Raw genomic sequence first — 16,970 nt, forward strand, 5'->3', positions numbered from 1 at the left:
GGGCCAGCCGGGACCTCAGAACCAGGACGGGAACCACATCCGCAGCAGCCACTCGGCGTGCGACAGCGGGCGGCCGGCCAGGACGGGGTAGAAGAACGCGAACGTGCCGGCCACGACGGCGACGTAGCCGCTGACGGCGGCCAGCCCCGCGCTGCGGCGCCAGGCCGGTGCCCCGGGCCGGCCCAGGACGTCCTGCAGCACGAGGGTCACGGCCAGCACGAAGAAGGGCAGCACCGGCGCCGTGTAGAAGATGAACATGGTGCGCTCGGGGTTGAGGAACCAGGTACCCCACCCGGCGACGACGGCCACCGCGACCAGGACCGCCGCGGGGTCGCGCCGGGCTCCGATCCGCCAGAGCAGCCACACCAGGGCCGGGGCGAAGGCCAGCCAGAGGGTCGGCGTCCCGACCATGAGGATGTAGCGGATCACCTGCCCGCCGCTCGCGTCGGTCAGGCCCTGCGGGTTCCACAGCAGGATCGGCCGCCCGTCGACCAGCCACGACCAGGGCCCCGACTCCCACGGGTGCGGCGTCGATAGGCCGTTGTGGAACCGCCACCACTCGGCGTGCATGTGCCACCAGGAGCGCAGCGCGCCGGGGACGAACGGGAACGCGGTGTCCGGGTTGCGCTGGGCCCACCAGCGCCCCTGCGCGGTCTCGCCGAGGAACCAGCCGGTGAAGCTGGCCAGGTAGGTGAGCACCGGGACCGCCGCGAGCGCCCAGGTGGCGCCGGGCAGGCCGCGGCGCAGGGCGGTCGCCGTCGGCCTCGGGACGCCGGCCTCCCGCCACGCGGCGCGGTCCCAGAACAGCGACAGCACGGCGCAGAAGGCCAGGAAGTAGACGCCGCTCCACTTGACCGAGCAGGCGCAGCCGAAGAGGAACCCGGCGGCGATCCGCCAGCCGCGCGGGCCGAGCCGGAGACCCGCGGCCGGCACCGGCAGCTGCGCGCGGACCCGGGCCCGCACCCGGTCGCGGTCGACGACGAGGCAGGCGACCGCGGCGAGCACGAAGACCTGCAGGAAGACGTCGAGCAGGCCGATGCGGGAGACGGTGAACTGGAAGCCGTCGAGGGCCAGCAGCAGGCCGGCGACCAGCCCGAGCAGCGTCGAGCCGGTGAGCCGCCGGGCCAGCCGGGTGAGGACGACGACGCTGATCGCTCCGGCCACCGCCGACGGGAACCGCCAGCCGAACGAGTCGTAGCCGAACAGCTGCTCGCCGGCCGCGATCAGCCACTTGCCCAGCGGCGGGTGGACGATGAACGTGTAGCCGCGGTTGTACTCGTGGCCCCAGGTCAGCAGGTCGTGCGCCTCGGGCGGGTAGTAGGCCTCGTCGAACAGCAGGGTGTCCGGATAGCCGATGCCGACCAGCCGGCTGACCAGCGTGAGGACGCCGAGGGCGAGGGCCAGCAGCCACGACAGCAGCCGGTCGGCCGGCAGCGGCGGGATGCGGTCCACCCGCGGCCGCGGCGCGGGCCAGCGGCGGGTGGCGCGGGAGGGCGTCCCCGGCGGGTCCCCGGCGTCCGTGCGCTCGGGAGCCAGGACCGCCATGCGCCTCAGGGTAGGTGCGCTCCCCGGCCTGCCCGGCGTGACAGGCTCGGGGCGTGACGGGACGGCTCGTGCTCGGCGGCGCTCCGCTCGGCCAGCCCGGCGACGTCGGCCCGCGGCTGCGCCGGGTGATGGCCGAGGCCGACGTGCTCGCCGTCGAGGACACCCGCCGGCTGCACCGGCTGGCCACCGACCTCGAGGTGACGCTCACCGGGCGGGTGGTGACCTTCCACGAGTCGGTCGAGCGGGCCCGCCTCCCCGGGCTGCTGGCGGCGCTCGACCAGGGCCAGACCGTCCTGCTGCTCACCGACGCCGGCATGCCCTCGGTCTCCGACCCCGGCTACACGCTGGTGCGCGCGGCGATCGAGGCCGGCGTCGACGTGACCTCGGTGCCCGGGCCCTCGGCGGTGGTCACGGCGCTGGCGGTCTCGGGCCTGCCGGTGGACCGCTTCTGCTTCGAGGGGTTCCTGCCGCGCAGGGGCGGCGAGCGGCGGTCGCGGCTGACCGGGCTGGCCGACGAGCGCCGCACGATGGTCTTCTTCGAGTCGCCGCACCGGCTGGCCGACGCGCTCACCGACTGCGCCGCCGCGTTCGGGGACGCCCGGGAGGCCGCCGTCTGCCGGGAGCTGACCAAGACCCACGAGGAGGTCCGGCGCGGGCCGCTGTCCGAGCTGGCCGCGTGGGCCGCCGAGGGGGTCCGCGGGGAGATCACGCTGGTGGTCGCCGGGGCCGCGCCGGCGCCGGTGGCGCTCGCCCCCGCCGAGCTGGCCGCGCTCGTGGCGGGGGAGGAGGCGGCGGGCGCCACCCGCAAGGACGCCATCCGCGCCGTCGTCACCCGCACCGGCCTGCCGCGCCGCACCGTCTACGACGCCGTCGTCGCCGCCAAGCCCTCCTGAGGCGCTGGGCGACCGTGCGGTCGTCGGGGTCATCGCCGCTGCGGAGACCCCGGTGGGCGCACACTCACGCGGACCTGTGGACGACGGGGGCGAGAACGGCTCCCCGTGCGGCACGGTGCCGCGGTGCCTCGACCCGCGGCGGAACCCCCGAGCCTCCTGGGGCTGCCCTTCCGCGGCACGGACGCCATCCGCCGCGGTCTGCTGACCCCCGAGCAGCTCCGCAGCCGTGCGTGGCGGCGCCTGTTCCGGGACGTCTACCTGCACCGCGACGTCCCGGTGACACACGTCCTCCGTGCGTCCGCCGCGGCCTCCCTGGTGCTCCCCGGCGCGGTGGTGTCGGGCACGAGTGCGGCCGCCTTCTGGGGTGTCGACCTCGCCGGGACGGACGACGACGTCGTCCTGACACTGCCGCCCGGGCGACACCCCGTCCGGGCGAGCGGACTGGCGGTGCGCCGGGTGCGACTCGCCAGGACCGACGTCCTCCGCCGACACGGCGTCCTCACGACCACGCCGGTGGCCACTGCTCTGGACCTGGCACGGCGGCTGAGCGGTGACGACGCGGTGGTGGCCGTCGACCGGTTCCTGGCGGCGGGCCTGGTCGATCTGCCCTCCCTCCGGGCGCGCGCGGCGGAGGCCGCGGGGCGGGGGAGCGCTCGGGCGCGGGGTGTCTGCGAGCTGGCGGACGAGCGGTCGGAGTCCCCGCAGGAGACCCGGGTGCGGCTGCTCGTCGCGCGCAGCGGCCTCCCCGCGCCGGTCCCGCAGTTCACCGTCCGGGTGGACGGTCGGTTCGTCGCGCGCGTCGACCTGGCCTGGCCCCAGGTGTGCGTCGCCGTCGAGTACGACGGGCGGTGGCACGCCGAGCCGGGCCAGTTCGCCCGCGACCGGCAGCGGCTGAACCGGCTGCAGGCGGCGGGCTGGCGGGTGGTGTTCGTGACCGCCGAGGACCTGTACCGGCCCGAGGAGCTGGTCGTCCGCATCGCCCGGGCGCTGGCGGACGCTGCGAGTGTGCGCTCGTCGGGCTCGCGGGATCACGCGTGACCCCGACCGGCGCACAGTGGCCGGAGGCGCCCTCCGCTAGAGCCAGCCGTTGCGCTTGAAGCCGCGGTAGAGCAGGGAGCAGACGACCACGATGACCAGCCACACCGTCGCGTAGCCCCAGCGCCAGTGCAGCTCGGGCATGTGCTCGAAGTTCATCCCGTAGATCCCGGCGATCGCGGTGGGGACGGCGATGATGCCCGCGTACGCGGAGATGCGCCGCATGTCCTCGTTGTCGGCCATCGACGTGCGCGCCAGCGAGGCCTGCAGGATCGACGACAGCAGCTCGTCGAGCGAGCCCACCTGGTCGCGCACCCGGATCGCGTGGTCGAGCACGTCGCGGAAGTAGGAGCGCATCGACTCGGGGACGACGTCGACCGCCCGCTCCGAGAGCTTCTGCAGCGGCACCTCCAGCGGCCCCACCGCCCGCCGCAGCGACATCAGCTCCCGCTTGAGCTGGTAGAGCCGCCCGATGTCGTCGGTGCGCTCCGGGCTGAACACCGACGCCTCGAGCTCGTCGACGTCGTCGGCCACCTGCTCGGCCACGTCGACGAACGTGTCGACCACGAGGTCGGCCACCGCGTACAGCACCGCGGCCGGCCCGTGGCAGAGCAGGTCGCGCTGCTCCTCCAGTCGGCGCCGCAGGGCGGTGAGGTCGTTGTGGTCGCCGTGCCGCACGGTGATCACGTGGTGCGGGCCGAGGAAGACCATGACCTCACCGGTGTCGACCACCTCGCTGGTGGCGGTCAGCTGCTCGTGCTCCACGTACCGCGCGGTCTTGAGCACCATGAACAGGTCCTCGTCGTAGCGCTCGAGCTTGGGCCGCTGGTGGGCGTAGACGGCGTCCTCGACGGCCAGCGGGTGCAGCCCGTAGCGCTCGGCGATGGCGCCGAGCTCGGCCTCCGTCGGCTCGAACAGGCCCAGCCACACGAACCCGCCGCGCTCGACCGCGACGTCGAGGGACTCCATGGGGTCGACCGGCGGCTCCCGGCGGCCCTGCACGTAGACCGCGCAGTCCACGACCGCGCTGGTGCCCTGGGGCCGGGCGCGGCCCGGCCGGGACGCCCCCGCCGGTCGCGGGCGGGGACTGGGCAGGAACAACTCGGGCGCGCCGTCGGTCTGCGGATCGCTCACCACGCGCCTCCTCCCGTCCCGCCGCGACGGCGGGCCGGAGAGAGCGTAGGCGTGCGGGGCGGCCCGGCCCGTGCCACGCTGCCGGAGGGGTCGGCCGGGAGGCCGGGCTCACGGGGGCCAGGTCGAGCAGCACGCCGAGGGGGAGGACGCCGTGGCCGCAGGGGCCCGCCGCGTGAAGTCCGTCGAGGACTCCATCCGCGACACCGAGGAACCGGAACACCGGCTCAAGAAGAACCTGTCCGGGCTCGACCTCGCCGTCTTCGGCGTCGGGGTGATCATCGGGACCGGCATCTTCGTCCTCACCGGTGAGGTCGCGAGCACCACCGCGGGCCCGGCCGTGGCGATCTCCTTCGTCATCGCCGGCGTCGTGTGCGGGCTCGCGGCGGTCTGCTACGCCGAGTTCGCCTCGACCGTCCCGGTCGCCGGGTCGGCCTACACGTTCTCCTACGCCACGCTGGGGGAGCTGGTCGCCTGGATCATCGGCTGGGACCTCGTGCTGGAGCTGGCCCTCGGGGCGGCGACGGTCTCGGTCGGCTGGTCGGGCTACCTCAACCAGCTGCTGGGTGACCTGGGCACCCCGCTGCCGACGTCGATCGCGGGGGAGACCGCCACGGTCAACATCCCGGCCATCGTCATCGCCCTGGTCATGACCGGCGTCCTCGTGCTCGGCATCAAGCTCTCGTCGCGGGTGACCAGCGTGATCGTGGCGATCAAGGTCGTCATCGTCCTGCTGGTGATCGTGCTCGGGTTCTTCTACACGAAGGCCGCGAACTACACGCCCTTCGTGCCGCCCGCCCAGCCCGCGGCCGAGGGGGAGGGCGGCTGGCACGCCCCGCTCATCCAGCTGTTCGGCTTCACCCAGGGCAGCTTCGGCTGGGGCGGCGTCATCGCCGGTGCCTCGATCGTGTTCTTCGCCTTCATCGGCTTCGACATCGTCGCCACGGCGGCCGAGGAGACGAAGGACCCGCGCAAGGACCTGCCGCGCGGGATCATCGGCTCGCTGGTCATCTGCACGCTGCTCTACGTCGCGGTGTCGCTGGTGGTCGTGGGCATGCAGCCCTACGCGGAGCTGTCCACCGAGGCGCCGCTGGCCGAGGCGTTCAGCAGCGTCGGGCTGTCGTTCGTCTCCAGCCTCATCTCCGTGGGCGCGCTGGCCGGGCTCACGTCGGTCGTGATGATCCTGATGCTCGGCCAGTCCCGGGTGCTGTTCGCGATGAGCCGCGACCACCTGCTGCCACCCGGCATGGCCGCCGTCCACCCGCGCTACGGGACGCCGTACAAGATCACCATCGGCACGGGCGTCTTCGTGGCGCTGCTGGCCGGCTTCCTCCCACTGGGGACGCTGGCCGAGCTGGTCAACATCGGCACGCTGTTCGCCTTCGTGCTGGTCTCGCTCGGCGTCATCGTCCTGCGGCGGACCCGGCCGGACCTGCACCGCGCCTTCCGGGTGCCGCTGGTGCCGGTCCTGCCGATCGTCTCGGCGCTGGCCTGCCTCTACCTGATGCTCAACCTGCCGGCCGACACCTGGCTGCGGTTCGCGATCTGGATGGCGCTCGGGTTCCTCATCTACTTCACCTACGGCAAGCGGCGCAGCCGGCTGGCCGGCGCGGAGGGCGAGGCGGCCGCCCGGCGCGCGGTCGCCGACCGCGCCGCCCGCGGCGGGGGCCGCTGACCCCACCCTCCGGGGTGAGCGGCCCCGCCCCGCACCTCCAGCGCCCGGCCCCGCGGGACGACCTGACCGGTGACCGACGTCCCCGGCCAGGAGCAGACCCGTGGCGACCAGCGTCCTCGACGCCCCCCTCCCGACCCCCGCAGCGGGCCCCGGCCCGGCCGCCGTGCCCCGGCGGCCGGGCCCGGTGCTCGCGCTGGCCGCCGTCTGCGCGCTGCAGTCCCTCGCCCTGCTCGCCGGCGGGCTGACCGGGCTCGACGGGCTGCTCGCCGCCGCGTCGCGGCCCCCGGGCGTCGTCGCCGCCGCCGTCCTGGGTGGGCTGGCCGCCTGGATCGTGGCGTGCGCGGGCGCGGCGCTGGGGGTCCTGGAGGGCCCCGGTCTCCCGTTCGCGGCCGGCGTCGCCTGCGCCGAGGCGGCGCTGGCCCTCGCGCTGCTCGTGGTCGGGCTGTCCGGCCCGGTGCTCGACGGCCTGCCGGTGCCGGCGCTGGCGCTGCTCGCCCTCGCCGTCCCGGTCGGGAAGCTGCTGCTGGCCTCCGCGCCGTCCACCCTCGCCTGGGCCGCCGCGGCGCGCCCGCGGCGGCACGTGCCCGCGCAGGTGGTCCACCCGCGGCTGCGGCTGGTCACCGTGGCGCTCATCGGGGTGGCCCTGTGCACCCTCGCCGTCACCACCCCGGTGGGTGGCGAGCCGCCGACCGTGACCACGCCGGCCGCCGGCGGCTGACGGCCGCGGAACCGGGTGGACGCCGCCACCTAGGCTCGGGGCGTGAGTGATCGGCACATCCTGACCGCCGTGGCCTGGCCCTACGCCAACGGCCCGCGGCACATCGGCCACGTCTCCGGCTTCGGCGTCCCCTCCGACGTCTTCAGCCGCTACCACCGCATGGTGGGCGACCGGGTGCTGATGGTCAGCGGCACCGACGAGCACGGGACGCCGATCACCGTCGCCGCCGACGCCGAGGGCGTCAGCCCGCGGGAGATCGCCGACCGCAACAACCGGGTCATCGTCGGCGACCTGCAGTCGCTCGGGCTGTCCTACGACCTGTTCACCCGGACGACGACGGCCAACCACGCCGCGATCAGCCAGGAGATCTTCCTCGGCCTGCTGAAGAACGGCTACGTCTTCCCCAAGACGACACTCGGCGCGATCAGCCCCTCGACCGGGCGCACCCTGCCCGACCGCTACATCGAGGGCACCTGCCCGATCTGCGGCTACGACGGCGCCCGCGGCGACCAGTGCGACAACTGCGGCAACCAGCTCGACCCGGTCGACCTCATCAACCCGCGGAGCCGGATCAACGGCGAGACGCCCAGGTTCGTCGAGGAGGAGCACTACTTCCTCGACCTGCCGGCGTTCACCCGCTCGCTGGGCGAGTGGCTGGACTCGCGGCGCGGCTGGCGGCCCAACGTCCTCAACTTCGCGAAGAACCTGCTCACCGACCTCAAGCCGCGCAGCTACACCCGCGACATCGACTGGGGTGTCCCGGTGCCGCTCGACGGCTGGCGCGACCGCCCCGACAAGCGCATCTACGTGTGGTTCGACGCCGTCGTCGGCTACCTGTCGGCCTCCATCGAGTGGGCCCGCCGCTCCGGCGACGACGACGCCTGGCGGCAGTGGTGGCAGACGCCGGACGCCGACGCCTACTACTTCATGGGCAAGGACAACATCGTCTTCCACGCCGAGATCTGGCCCGCCCAGCTGCTCGGGTACGACGGCGAGGGCGACAGGGGCGGGACGCCGGGGTCGCTGGGCCGGCTCAACCTGCCGACCGAGGTGGTCTCCAGCGAGTTCCTGACGATGGAGGGGCGCAAGTTCTCCTCCTCCCGCCAGGTGGTCATCTACGTGCGCGACTTCCTGGCCCGCTACGACGCCGACGCGCTGCGCTACTTCATCGCCGCGGCCGGGCCGGAGAGCCAGGACACCGACTTCACCTGGGCGGAGTTCCTGCGGCGCAACAACGACGAGCTGGTCGCCGGCTGGGGGAACCTGGTCAACCGCACGGTGTCGATGGCCGCGAAGAACGTCGGCGCCGTCCCGACGCCGGGCGAGCTCACCGACGCCGACCGCGCGCTGCTGTCGGCCACGCAGGGCGCCTTCGGGCCGGTCGGGGAGCTGCTCTCGCGCAACCGGCAGAAGGCCGCGGCCACCGAGGCGATGCGGGTGGTCGGCGAGGCCAACAAGTACCTCTCCGACCAGGCGCCGTGGAAGCTCAAGGAGGACCCGGCCCGCCGGGACACCGTGCTGCACACCGCGCTGCAGGCGGTCAGCGACTGCAACGCGCTGCTCACCCCGTTCCTCCCGCACTCCGCGCAGAAGGTGCACGAGCTGCTCGGCGGCACCGGCGTGTGGTCGCCGGAGCCGCGGATCGAGGAGGTCACCGACCTCGACGACGGCTCGCCGTACCCGATCATCACCGGTGACCACTCCGACGGCCAGGCCGTGTGGGCCTCCCGCCCGCTGCCCCCCGGGACGCCGCTGTCGCCGCCCACCCCGGTGTTCAGGAAGCTCGACGAGTCGATCGTCGCCGACGAGCTCGCCCGGCTCGAGGGCGGCCAGTGAGCGAGTTCGCGAGCTCACCGGTGGACCGAGCAGCCCGGCGAGAGCCGGGCCCGAGCGCCGGCGAGGGGTCGGTGTGAGCCGCTCGGCCGCCTCCCGCGCCAACCGGCGGGGCGAGCCGCCGCCGTCCCCGGAGCCGCTGCCGGCCCCGGCGGTCGACAGCCACACGCACCTCGACATCGTGCTCAACGGCTTCCGCACCGAGGAGCCGGCCGCCGACGACGCCGTGGACGCCGAGATCGCCGCCGCGGCCGCCGTCGGCGTGACCCGCCTGGTGCAGGTGGGCGTCGACGTGCCCTCGTCGCGGTGGTCGGCGGAGCTGGCCGCGCGGCACCCCGGCGTGCTGGCCGCCGTCGCCGTCCACCCCAACGAGGCCGGCGCCGGGCTCGCCGACGACGAGGCGCTGGCCGAGATCGACCGCCTGGCCGCGCTGCCGCGGGTGCGGGCGGTGGGGGAGACCGGCCTGGACCGCTACCGCACCGGCCCCGAGGGGTGGGCGGCGCAGGAGGCGTCGTTCCAGGCGCACGTCCGCATCGCCAAGGAGCACGGCGTCGCGCTGGTCGTCCACGACCGCGACGCGCACGAGGAGATCCTCCGGGTGCTCGACGACGAGGGCGCGCCCGAGCACACCGTCTTCCACTGCTTCTCCGGCGACGCCGCCTTCGCGCAGGCGTGCGTCGAGCGCGGCCACGTGCTGTCCTTCGCCGGCACGCTGACCTTCGGCAACGCCGGCTACCTCCGCGAGGCCGCGGCCCTCACGCCGGTCGACCAGCTGCTCGTCGAGACCGACTCGCCGTTCCTCACCCCGGTGCCGCACCGCGGCCGGCCCAACGCCTCGCGGCTGGTGCCGCACACGGTCCGGGCGCTGGCCGAGGTCACCGGCGTGGAGCTCGCGCAGCTGTGCGACACCCTCACCCGCACCGCCGAACGGGTCTTCGGCACCTGGGGAAGGACCCCGCTGCCCCCCACCCCTCGCTGACGCTCGGCGCGGGCCCCTGCAGCGGGGCCGCGCTGCCCCCGTGCCGCTCACCCCCGCGAGCGGGAGGGGTACTCAGCCCGGTGCGGGGCGCCGCGGCGGGGGCGACCGGCGAGCCGGGAGGCGGGGCACACTGGTCCCCGTGGGACGCCTCATCGCCGTGGTTCTCTTCATCGCCGTCCTGGTGCCCGGTGTGCTCCTCGCCCGGGAGTGGGCGCTGGCGGCCGGCCGCCGCGCCGTCGCGTCGGCCGGTGTCGAGTTCGCCACTCCCACCCCCGAGGGCGTCGCCACGCTGCAGCGGCAGGCGCAGCACGGCCGGCGGGTGCGCCGGCTGGGCCTGGTGCTCGGCGTCCTCGGCATCGGGGCGAGCGTGTGGATGTTCGCCGAGGCCTCGGTGTTCCTCTGGCTGCCGGCCCTGGTGGTCGGGCTGCTCACCGGGGTGGTGCTGGCCGAGGCGACCCGCCCCCGGCCGCGCTGGCGGCTCTCCGACCCCGCCCGCCGTCCCCGCCGCGCCGAGCAGGTCTCGCCGTGGCTGCTGTGGACGATGCGCGCCGTCGTCGCCGCGGAGGTCGTCGTCGCCGCCCTGATGTGGCAGCGCGGCGACCTGCCCGACACGGTCGGCTGGGTGGCCCTCGTCGTCCCGCTGCTGGCCTGGCTGCTGGCCGAGGTCGCGCTGCTGCGCGTGCTCGTCCGGCCGCTGCCGGCCGAGGGCGCCGACGTGCCGGTCGACGAGGCGCTGCGCACGTGGACGGCGCACCTGGTCACCGCCGCGAGCAGCGTCCTGGCCCTGCTGCCGCTGGGCACCCTGCTGCTCGCCGCGGGCATCGACCTCGGTGACCGCGTCACCGAGAACGTCGACCTCCTCCCCGTCGCGCTGGTCGCTGGGGGCTTCGCGAGCCTGGCCGCGGGCATCGCGGTCGCCGGCTTCCTGCTGACCTGGCTGCGCCCGGTGCGGGCGGACGCGCGCGCCCTCGCCGGCTGAGGGAGCCGGCGTCCCGACCCGGCCCGGGACGCCGCCCGCTGCCCCTGGGTGACACCGTGACCTCGATCACGGCTCCACCTCACTGATCCCGGCTGGCACACGCGTCCCGAGAGGCGCGTCCGTCACCCACCGTGTCGGCGTGGTGTCGGATCGACGTGTCGATCACCTGCTTGACTCCGTGCGCACCGTTTCTAGACGCACCGAGCTCGTTATCGTGTCGTGACCGACAGCCGGGAGGGGGATCGTCCGGGCGCCGTCCGACGGCCCTGGGTCCCCCCTCGTGGCCGGCTGCCGCGCGTCCTGCGATCGCTTCCGCCCGGCGCCCCTCGACCCCGTGGAAGTGCCGTGCCCCGAACGCTGAAGCTCGCCCTCTCCGCCCTGGTCCTGACCGGACTGGTGGGCGGCTCCTACGCCTGGTTCGCCGCGCAGAAGTCGGTGACGCTGACGATCGACGGGCAGGTCCGCGAGGTCAGCACCTACGCTGACACGGTCGGTGAGGTGCTCGACGAGGAGGGGCTGCAGACGCAGGCGCACGACGTCGTCCTCCCCGATCTCGACGCCACCGTCGGGGACGGCGACGCGGTCGTCCTCAACCGCGCCCGGCCGCTGCAGCTGACCGTCGACGGGGTGGCCAAGGAGGTGTACGTGACCGCGCTGTCGGTGGACGAGGCGCTCGAGCAGCTCGGCTACCGGGCGGAGGACCTCGTGCTGTCGGCCAGCCGCAGCGAGCGCCTCCCGCTCGACGGCATGGCGCTGTCGATCTCCACGCCGAAGGACGTCACGCTCGTCGTCGACGGCGCCTCCCGCGTCGTCACCACGACCGCCGCCACCGCCGCCGACCTGCTCGCCGAGCAGGGCGTGACCCTCGGCGCCGACGACCGCACCAGCCTCTACCCGGCCCAGCCGCTGCTCGCCGGGATGCGGCTGCAGGTGTACCGGGTGCAGGTGACCGAGGTCGTCGAGACCAGCCCGCTGGACTACCGGACCGTCGAGACCGAGGACCCCGAGGCCCTCGAGGGGGAGGAGACGGTCACCCAGGAGGGCGTGGAGGGCGAGCAGTCCACCACCGTCCGGATCACCGTGGTCGACGGCGTGCAGACCGCCCGCGAGCAGCTCGCCACCACCGTCACCCGCGAGCCGGTCGACGAGCTCGTCAGCGTCGGCACCAAGGAGCGCCCCGCCGCCGCGACCGGCAGCGTCCCGGCGAGCGCCGACGGTCTCAACTGGGGCGCCCTCGCCCAGTGCGAGTCCGGGGGCCGGCCCGACGCCGTCAGCTCCTCGGGCACGTACCGCGGCCTCTACCAGTTCTCCCGCTCCACGTGGGCGTCCGTGGGCGGGGCCGGCGACCCCGCCGCGGCCTCCGTGGCCGAGCAGACCCTCCGCGCGCAGATGCTCTACGCGCGCTCCGGCGCCGGCCAGTGGGGCTGCGGGCACCACCTGTTCGACTGAGCGGTCCGCTGAGCACCCCGGAGCAGACCGACGGGCTGCTGGGCCCGGCCGCCATCCGCGACCTGGCCCAGCAGCTCGACCTGCGCCCCACCAAGACGCTCGGGCAGAACTTCCTGCACGACGCCAACACCATCCGGCGGATCGTGCGCACCGCGGAGCTGCGGCCCGACGACGTCGTCCTCGAGGTCGGGCCGGGCCTGGGCTCGCTGACCCTGGGGCTGCTGCCGGCCGCCACCGCCGTCACCGCCGTCGAGATCGACCCGAGGTTGGCCGCCCGGCTGCCGCAGACGGTGGCCGCGCGGCGTCCCGACCTCGCCGGCCGGCTGACCGTGGTCGAGGCCGACGCGCTGCGGGTGACGGAGCTGCCCGGCCCCCCGCCCACTGCGCTGGTGGCCAACCTGCCGTACAACGTGGCGGTGCCCGTCCTGCTGCACCTGCTCGAGCTGCTGCCCTCGCTGCGGCGGGCGTTGGTGCTCGTCCAGGCCGAGGTCGCCGAGCGGCTGGCCGCCCCGCCGGGGAGCACCGCCTACGGCGTCCCGTCGGTGAAGGCCGCCTGGTACGGCGAGGTCCGCCGCGCCGGCAGCGTCGGCCGCCGCGTCTTCTGGCCCGAGCCCAACGTCGACTCCGGTCTGGTCGCCCTCGACCGCCGTCCGCCACCGCCCGGCGACCGCGCCGCCACCTTCGCCGTCGTCGACGCCGCCTTCGCCACGCGCCGCAAGGGCCTGCGCGCCGCCCTGGCCCGGTGGGCCGGGAGCCCCGCCGCGGCCGAGGCGCGGCTGCGGGCGGCCGGCATCGACCCGGCCACCCGCGGCGAGCAGCTGTCGGTGACCGACTTCGCCCGGCTGGCCGCGACGGCGCCGGTGACCCCGTGAGCCGGCCGTCGTGAGCCGGTCGTCGTGAGCTGGTCGTCGCCGGGTGGGCCCGGGCACACCCGCGGGGACGGCGCGGTCACCGCGCACGCACCCGCCAAGATCAACGTCTCGCTGGCCGTGGGCCCGCTGCGGCCCGACGGCTTCCACGCGCTGCAGACCGTCTACCTGGCCGTCTCGCTGCTCGACACGGTCACCGTGCGCCGCGGCGAGGGCCTGTCGGTCACCGTGACCGGTGAGGGCGCCGGCGGGGCCGACCCGGTGCCCACCGACCGGCGCAACCTGGTGTGGCAGGCCGCCGAGCTGCTCGCGGAGCACGCCGGCGTGGCCGCCGACGCCACCATCGCCGTCGACAAGGCGATCCCGGCCGCCGCCGGACTGGCCGGTGGCAGCGCGGACGCCGCGGCCACCCTGGTCGCCCTCGACGCGCTCTGGGGCACGCACGCCACCCGCGGCGACCTCACGGCGCTGGCCGCGCGGCTGGGCAGCGACGTCCCCTTCAGCCTCGCCGGCGGCGTCGCCCTCGGCGGTGGCCGCGGGGAGCAGCTCACCCCCGTGCTGGCCCGGCGACGGTGGCACTGGGTGCTCGGCATCGCCGAGGGCGGGCTGTCCACGCCGGCGGTCTACGCCGAGCTCGACCGGCTGCGCGCCGCGGGACGGCTGCCCGACGGCGCGGCGTCCTCCTCGCCCGAGGCGGTCCTCGCCGCGCTGCGCAGCGGTCCCGTCGAGGCGCTGGCCGCCGCGCTGGACAACGACCTGCAGGCGCCGGCGGTCTCGCTGCGCCCGGCCCTGCGCCGTGCGCTGCGCAGCGCCACCGGTGCCGGTGCGGCCGGGGCCCTGGTGAGCGGCTCGGGCCCGACCGTGGCCGCGCTGGCGGAGGACGAGGACGCCGCCGTCCGGCTGGCCGCCGTCCTGGCCGGCGAGGGCGTGTTCCGCACCGTCCGGGTCGTGCACGGCCCCGTCCCCGGCGCCCGCCTGGTGGGGTGAGGGACCGCGGGGGCCCGCCGTCCTCCGGACGGTGTCTACGCGGCGGCGGGCTGCTGGCGCTTGGCGGCCAGGCGGACCGGGTCGGGCCACTTCACCGAGTGCGCCCAGCCCAGCTTCTCGAACACCCAGATCACCCGCGCGCTGATGTCGACCTGCCCGCGCAGCACGCCGTGGCGGGCGCAGGTCGGGTCGGCGTGGTGCAGGTTGTGCCAGGACTCGCCGCCGCTGAGGATCGCCAGCGGCCAGAAGTTGGTGGCCCGGTCGCGGGAGGCGAAGGGCCGGCTGCCGACGACGTGGCAGATCGAGTTGATCGACCAGGTGACGTGGTGCAGCAGCGCGGTGCGCACCAGCCCGGCCCAGAAGAACGCCGTCCAGGCGCCGGCCCAGCTGCCCGTCACCAGGCCGCCGATCGCCGCCGGCAGGGCCAGGCTCAGGAACGCCCACACGATGAACAGCCGGCTGGTGACCCGCAGGCCGCGGTCCTTGAGCAGGTCGGGGGCGTAGCGCGCGGCGTTGGTCTGCCGCCGGTCGAACAGCCAGCCGAGGTGGGCGTGGAACATGCCCCGGAGCAGCGCGCGGGTGTCGTCGCCGTAGCGCCACGGCGAGTGCGGGTCGCCGTCGCGGTCGGAGAAGGCGTGGTGGCGGCGGTGGTCGGCGACCCACTGCACGACCGGGCCCTGGATGGCCATGCACCCGACGATCGCCAGCGCGATCCGCAGCGACCGGGTGGCCTTGAACGACCCGTGCGTGAAGTACCGGTGGTAGCCGACGGTGACGCCGAGCAGCGGCACGAAGTAGAAGGCGACGAACAGGCCGACGTCGAGCCAGGACAGGCCCCAGCCCCACACCGCCGGGACCACGGCGGCCAGTGCCAGGAACGGCACGACGACGAAGACGTAGAGCGTGAGCTGCTCGAGGTGCCCCTTCTCCTTGCCCAGCGCGTTCGGCGGCAGGCCCCGGTCGGGATCGGCGGGTCGGAAGGCCGACGGCCGGGTGAGGGAGGGAGCGGACACGTGGCCTCCAGGGGTCGTCCGTGGCGAGGACGCTCCGGCGCGACGGCCGGTGGCTTCGACGCCGTAACCTACGTCACCGGCCGCACCCCCGCCGTCCGGACGGGCGCGCCCCGGCTCCGGCCGCCCCCTGCTCCGTGCCCCGCCACGGGGAGCGCCCTAGGCTCGTCCGCGTGGTGCCGCCGGGACGGCGCCGCGGTGGGGGATGGGGTAATCGGCAGCCCGCCGGCCTTTGGAGCCGGGAAGTCTCGGTTCGAGTCCGAGTCCCCCAGCAGCGCCGAGGGCACGCGCACCCGTGCCGAGGCACCGGGTCGCCCCTCCGGCGGTCCGTCCACCGTCGGAGGAGATCAGTGAGTCCGCAGCAGGCAGTCGCCGCCGTCGTCGTCCTCGCCGCCGGGCAGGGGACCCGGATGCGCTCGACCACGCCCAAGGTCCTGCACGAGATGGGCGGGCGCAGCATGCTCGGCCACGTGCTCGCGGCGACCGGGCCGCTGGGCGCCGGCACGACGCTGGTGGTGGTCGGCGCCGGCCGCGAGGCCGTCGCCGAGCACCTGGCCGCCGTCGCGCCCGGCGCGCGGCCGGTGGTGCAGGAGGAGCAGCGCGGCTCCGGCCACGCCGCCGCCGTCGCACTGGCCGCCGCCCCCGACCTGACCGGCCCGGTCCTGCTCGTCAACGGCGACGCCCCGCTGCTGCGGCCGGAGACGGTCACCGCGCTGGTCGAGGCGCACCGGGCGGCCGGCGCCGTCCTCACCGTCCTCACCGCTGAGGTCGAGGACCCCACCGGCCTGGGGCGCGTCGTCCGCGACGCCTCCGGCGCGGTCACGGGCATCGTCGAGGAGCGCGACGCCACACCCGAGCAGCGGGCGATCACCGAGGTCAACGCCGGCGTCTACGTCGGCGACGCCGCCGCCCTCCGCCGCGCGCTGGCGCGCATCGACCAGGACAACGACCAGGGCGAGCTCTACCTCACCGACGCCGTCGGCCTGCTGGTCGGCGACGGCGAGCCGGTCGCCGGCGCGGTGGCCGAGGACCCCGACGACGTGCTGGGCTGCAACGACCAGCGGGAGGTGGCCGCGCGGCGGCGCACCCTCAACGACCGCGTGCTCGACGGGCTCATGCGGGCCGGCGTCACCGTCGTCGACCCGGCCACCACCTGGGTCGACGTGACCGCGTCGGTGGCCGCCGGGGCCCGGCTGCTGCCCGGCGTGCAGCTGCACGGGACGACGTCGGTCGGGGCCGGCGCCGTCGTCGGCCCCGACACCACGCTCGTCGACACCGGGGTGGGGGAGGGCGCGTCGGTGGTCCGGTCGCACTGCCTCGGGTCGGTCGTCGGGCCCGGGGCCACGGTCGGCCCCTTCAGCTACCTGCGGCCGGGCACCGACCTCTCGCGCGGCGCCAAGGTCGGCGCCTTCGTCGAGACCAAGAACGCCCGCGTCGGCGAGGACTCCAAGGTGCCGCACCTGTCCTACGTCGGCGACGCGACCATCGGGCGGGGTGCCAACGTCGGGGCGGCCACCGTGTTCGTCAACTACGACGGCGTGACCAAGCACCACACGACGATCGGCGACCACGTGCGGATCGGCTCGGACACGATGCTCGTCGCGCCGGTCACCGTAGGGGACGGCGCCTACACCGCCGCGGGGTCGGTGATCACGCACGACGTCCCGCCGGGGGCCATGGGTGTGGCGCGGGCGGCGCAGCGCAATGTGGCAGGCTGGGTGCGCCGCCGCCGTCCCGGCACCGCCGCCGCGCAGGCCGCTGCGGCGGCGACGGGACCGGCCGAGGACGCGGCCGGTGCCCGGCCCGTGACCGGCGGCGACGGTGCGGACCGGCCGACGGAGCCCGACGGGAACCACGACCAGTAGGG

At 75.5% G+C, this 16,970-nt stretch carries 14 protein-coding genes and 1 tRNA gene; 12 read left to right on the top strand and 3 right to left on the bottom strand.

The window, feature by feature from the left end; genetic code table 11:
• Positions 1-15: 15 nt before the first annotated feature.
• The gene (locus ACU616_RS12050; protein WP_446758698.1) at positions 16-1,545 is read right to left on the bottom strand and encodes a dolichyl-phosphate-mannose--protein mannosyltransferase; all 1,530 of its coding nucleotides are present in this window, start codon (positions 1,543-1,545) and stop codon (positions 16-18) included.
• A gap of 53 nt (positions 1,546-1,598) precedes the next feature.
• Here ACU616_RS12050 and rsmI point away from each other — a divergent pair, with 53 nt between their 5' ends.
• Together rsmI and ACU616_RS12060 are read left to right on the top strand one after the other, a co-directional pair.
• Positions 1,599-2,438, top strand: a complete 840-nt coding sequence (gene rsmI / locus ACU616_RS12055) for a 16S rRNA (cytidine(1402)-2'-O)-methyltransferase (protein WP_446758699.1) — start codon at positions 1,599-1,601, stop codon at positions 2,436-2,438.
• Positions 2,439-2,561: 123 nt separating this feature from the next.
• Complete coding sequence (locus ACU616_RS12060; RefSeq protein WP_446758700.1) at positions 2,562-3,476, top strand: endonuclease domain-containing protein; 915 nt, start codon at positions 2,562-2,564, stop codon at positions 3,474-3,476.
• Between the two features lie 36 nt (positions 3,477-3,512).
• On the opposite strand, the gene corA is transcribed toward ACU616_RS12060, so the two are convergent.
• Positions 3,513-4,607, bottom strand: a complete 1,095-nt coding sequence (gene corA / locus ACU616_RS12065) for a magnesium/cobalt transporter CorA (RefSeq protein ID WP_446758701.1) — start codon at positions 4,605-4,607, stop codon at positions 3,513-3,515.
• A 151-nt stretch (positions 4,608-4,758) separates the two neighbouring features.
• Here corA and ACU616_RS12070 point away from each other — a divergent pair, with 151 nt between their 5' ends.
• From ACU616_RS12070 to ACU616_RS12105, 8 genes are all read left to right on the top strand, one after another.
• A complete protein-coding gene (locus ACU616_RS12070) occupies positions 4,759-6,279 on the top strand; it encodes an amino acid permease (protein WP_446758702.1) in 1,521 nt (506 codons plus the stop codon).
• Between the two features lie 100 nt (positions 6,280-6,379).
• On the top strand, positions 6,380-6,997 hold the full coding sequence (locus ACU616_RS12075; RefSeq protein WP_446758703.1) for a hypothetical protein: 618 nt from the start codon (positions 6,380-6,382) through the stop codon (positions 6,995-6,997).
• A gap of 42 nt (positions 6,998-7,039) precedes the next feature.
• Entirely contained in the window at positions 7,040-8,833 is a 1,794-nt protein-coding gene (metG, locus tag ACU616_RS12080; protein ID WP_446758704.1) for a methionine--tRNA ligase, read from the top strand.
• 73 nt (positions 8,834-8,906) lie between these two features.
• A complete protein-coding gene (locus ACU616_RS12085) occupies positions 8,907-9,809 on the top strand; it encodes a TatD family hydrolase (RefSeq protein WP_446758705.1) in 903 nt (300 codons plus the stop codon).
• A 139-nt stretch (positions 9,810-9,948) separates the two neighbouring features.
• Complete coding sequence (locus ACU616_RS12090; RefSeq protein ID WP_446758706.1) at positions 9,949-10,788, top strand: hypothetical protein; 840 nt, start codon at positions 9,949-9,951, stop codon at positions 10,786-10,788.
• A gap of 345 nt (positions 10,789-11,133) precedes the next feature.
• Positions 11,134-12,237 carry a ubiquitin-like domain-containing protein gene (locus ACU616_RS12095; protein WP_446758707.1) on the top strand — a complete coding sequence of 368 codons (1,104 nt, stop codon included), beginning with the start codon at positions 11,134-11,136 and terminating at the stop codon, positions 12,235-12,237.
• The gene (gene rsmA, locus ACU616_RS12100; protein WP_446758708.1) at positions 12,207-13,109 is read left to right on the top strand and encodes a 16S rRNA (adenine(1518)-N(6)/adenine(1519)-N(6))-dimethyltransferase RsmA; all 903 of its coding nucleotides are present in this window, start codon (positions 12,207-12,209) and stop codon (positions 13,107-13,109) included. The genes ACU616_RS12095 and rsmA overlap by 31 nt, the downstream gene beginning before the upstream one ends.
• Before the next feature lie 24 nt (positions 13,110-13,133).
• A complete protein-coding gene (locus tag ACU616_RS12105) occupies positions 13,134-14,093 on the top strand; it encodes a 4-(cytidine 5'-diphospho)-2-C-methyl-D-erythritol kinase (protein WP_446758709.1) in 960 nt (319 codons plus the stop codon).
• Between the two features lie 35 nt (positions 14,094-14,128).
• Here ACU616_RS12105 and ACU616_RS12110 read toward each other — a convergent pair whose 3' ends face one another.
• Positions 14,129-15,106 carry an acyl-CoA desaturase gene (locus ACU616_RS12110; protein WP_446758710.1) on the bottom strand — a complete coding sequence of 326 codons (978 nt, stop codon included), beginning with the start codon at positions 15,104-15,106 and terminating at the stop codon, positions 14,129-14,131.
• A gap of 196 nt (positions 15,107-15,302) precedes the next feature.
• Here ACU616_RS12110 and ACU616_RS12115 point away from each other — a divergent pair.
• Positions 15,303-15,375 (top strand) — tRNA-Gln (locus tag ACU616_RS12115).
• 78 nt (positions 15,376-15,453) lie between these two features.
• On the top strand, positions 15,454-16,968 hold the full coding sequence (glmU, locus tag ACU616_RS12120) for a bifunctional UDP-N-acetylglucosamine diphosphorylase/glucosamine-1-phosphate N-acetyltransferase GlmU (RefSeq protein ID WP_446758711.1): 1,515 nt from the start codon (positions 15,454-15,456) through the stop codon (positions 16,966-16,968).
• Positions 16,969-16,970 lie beyond the last annotated feature (2 nt).

Source organism: Geodermatophilus sp. URMC 62 (assembly GCF_052931475.1).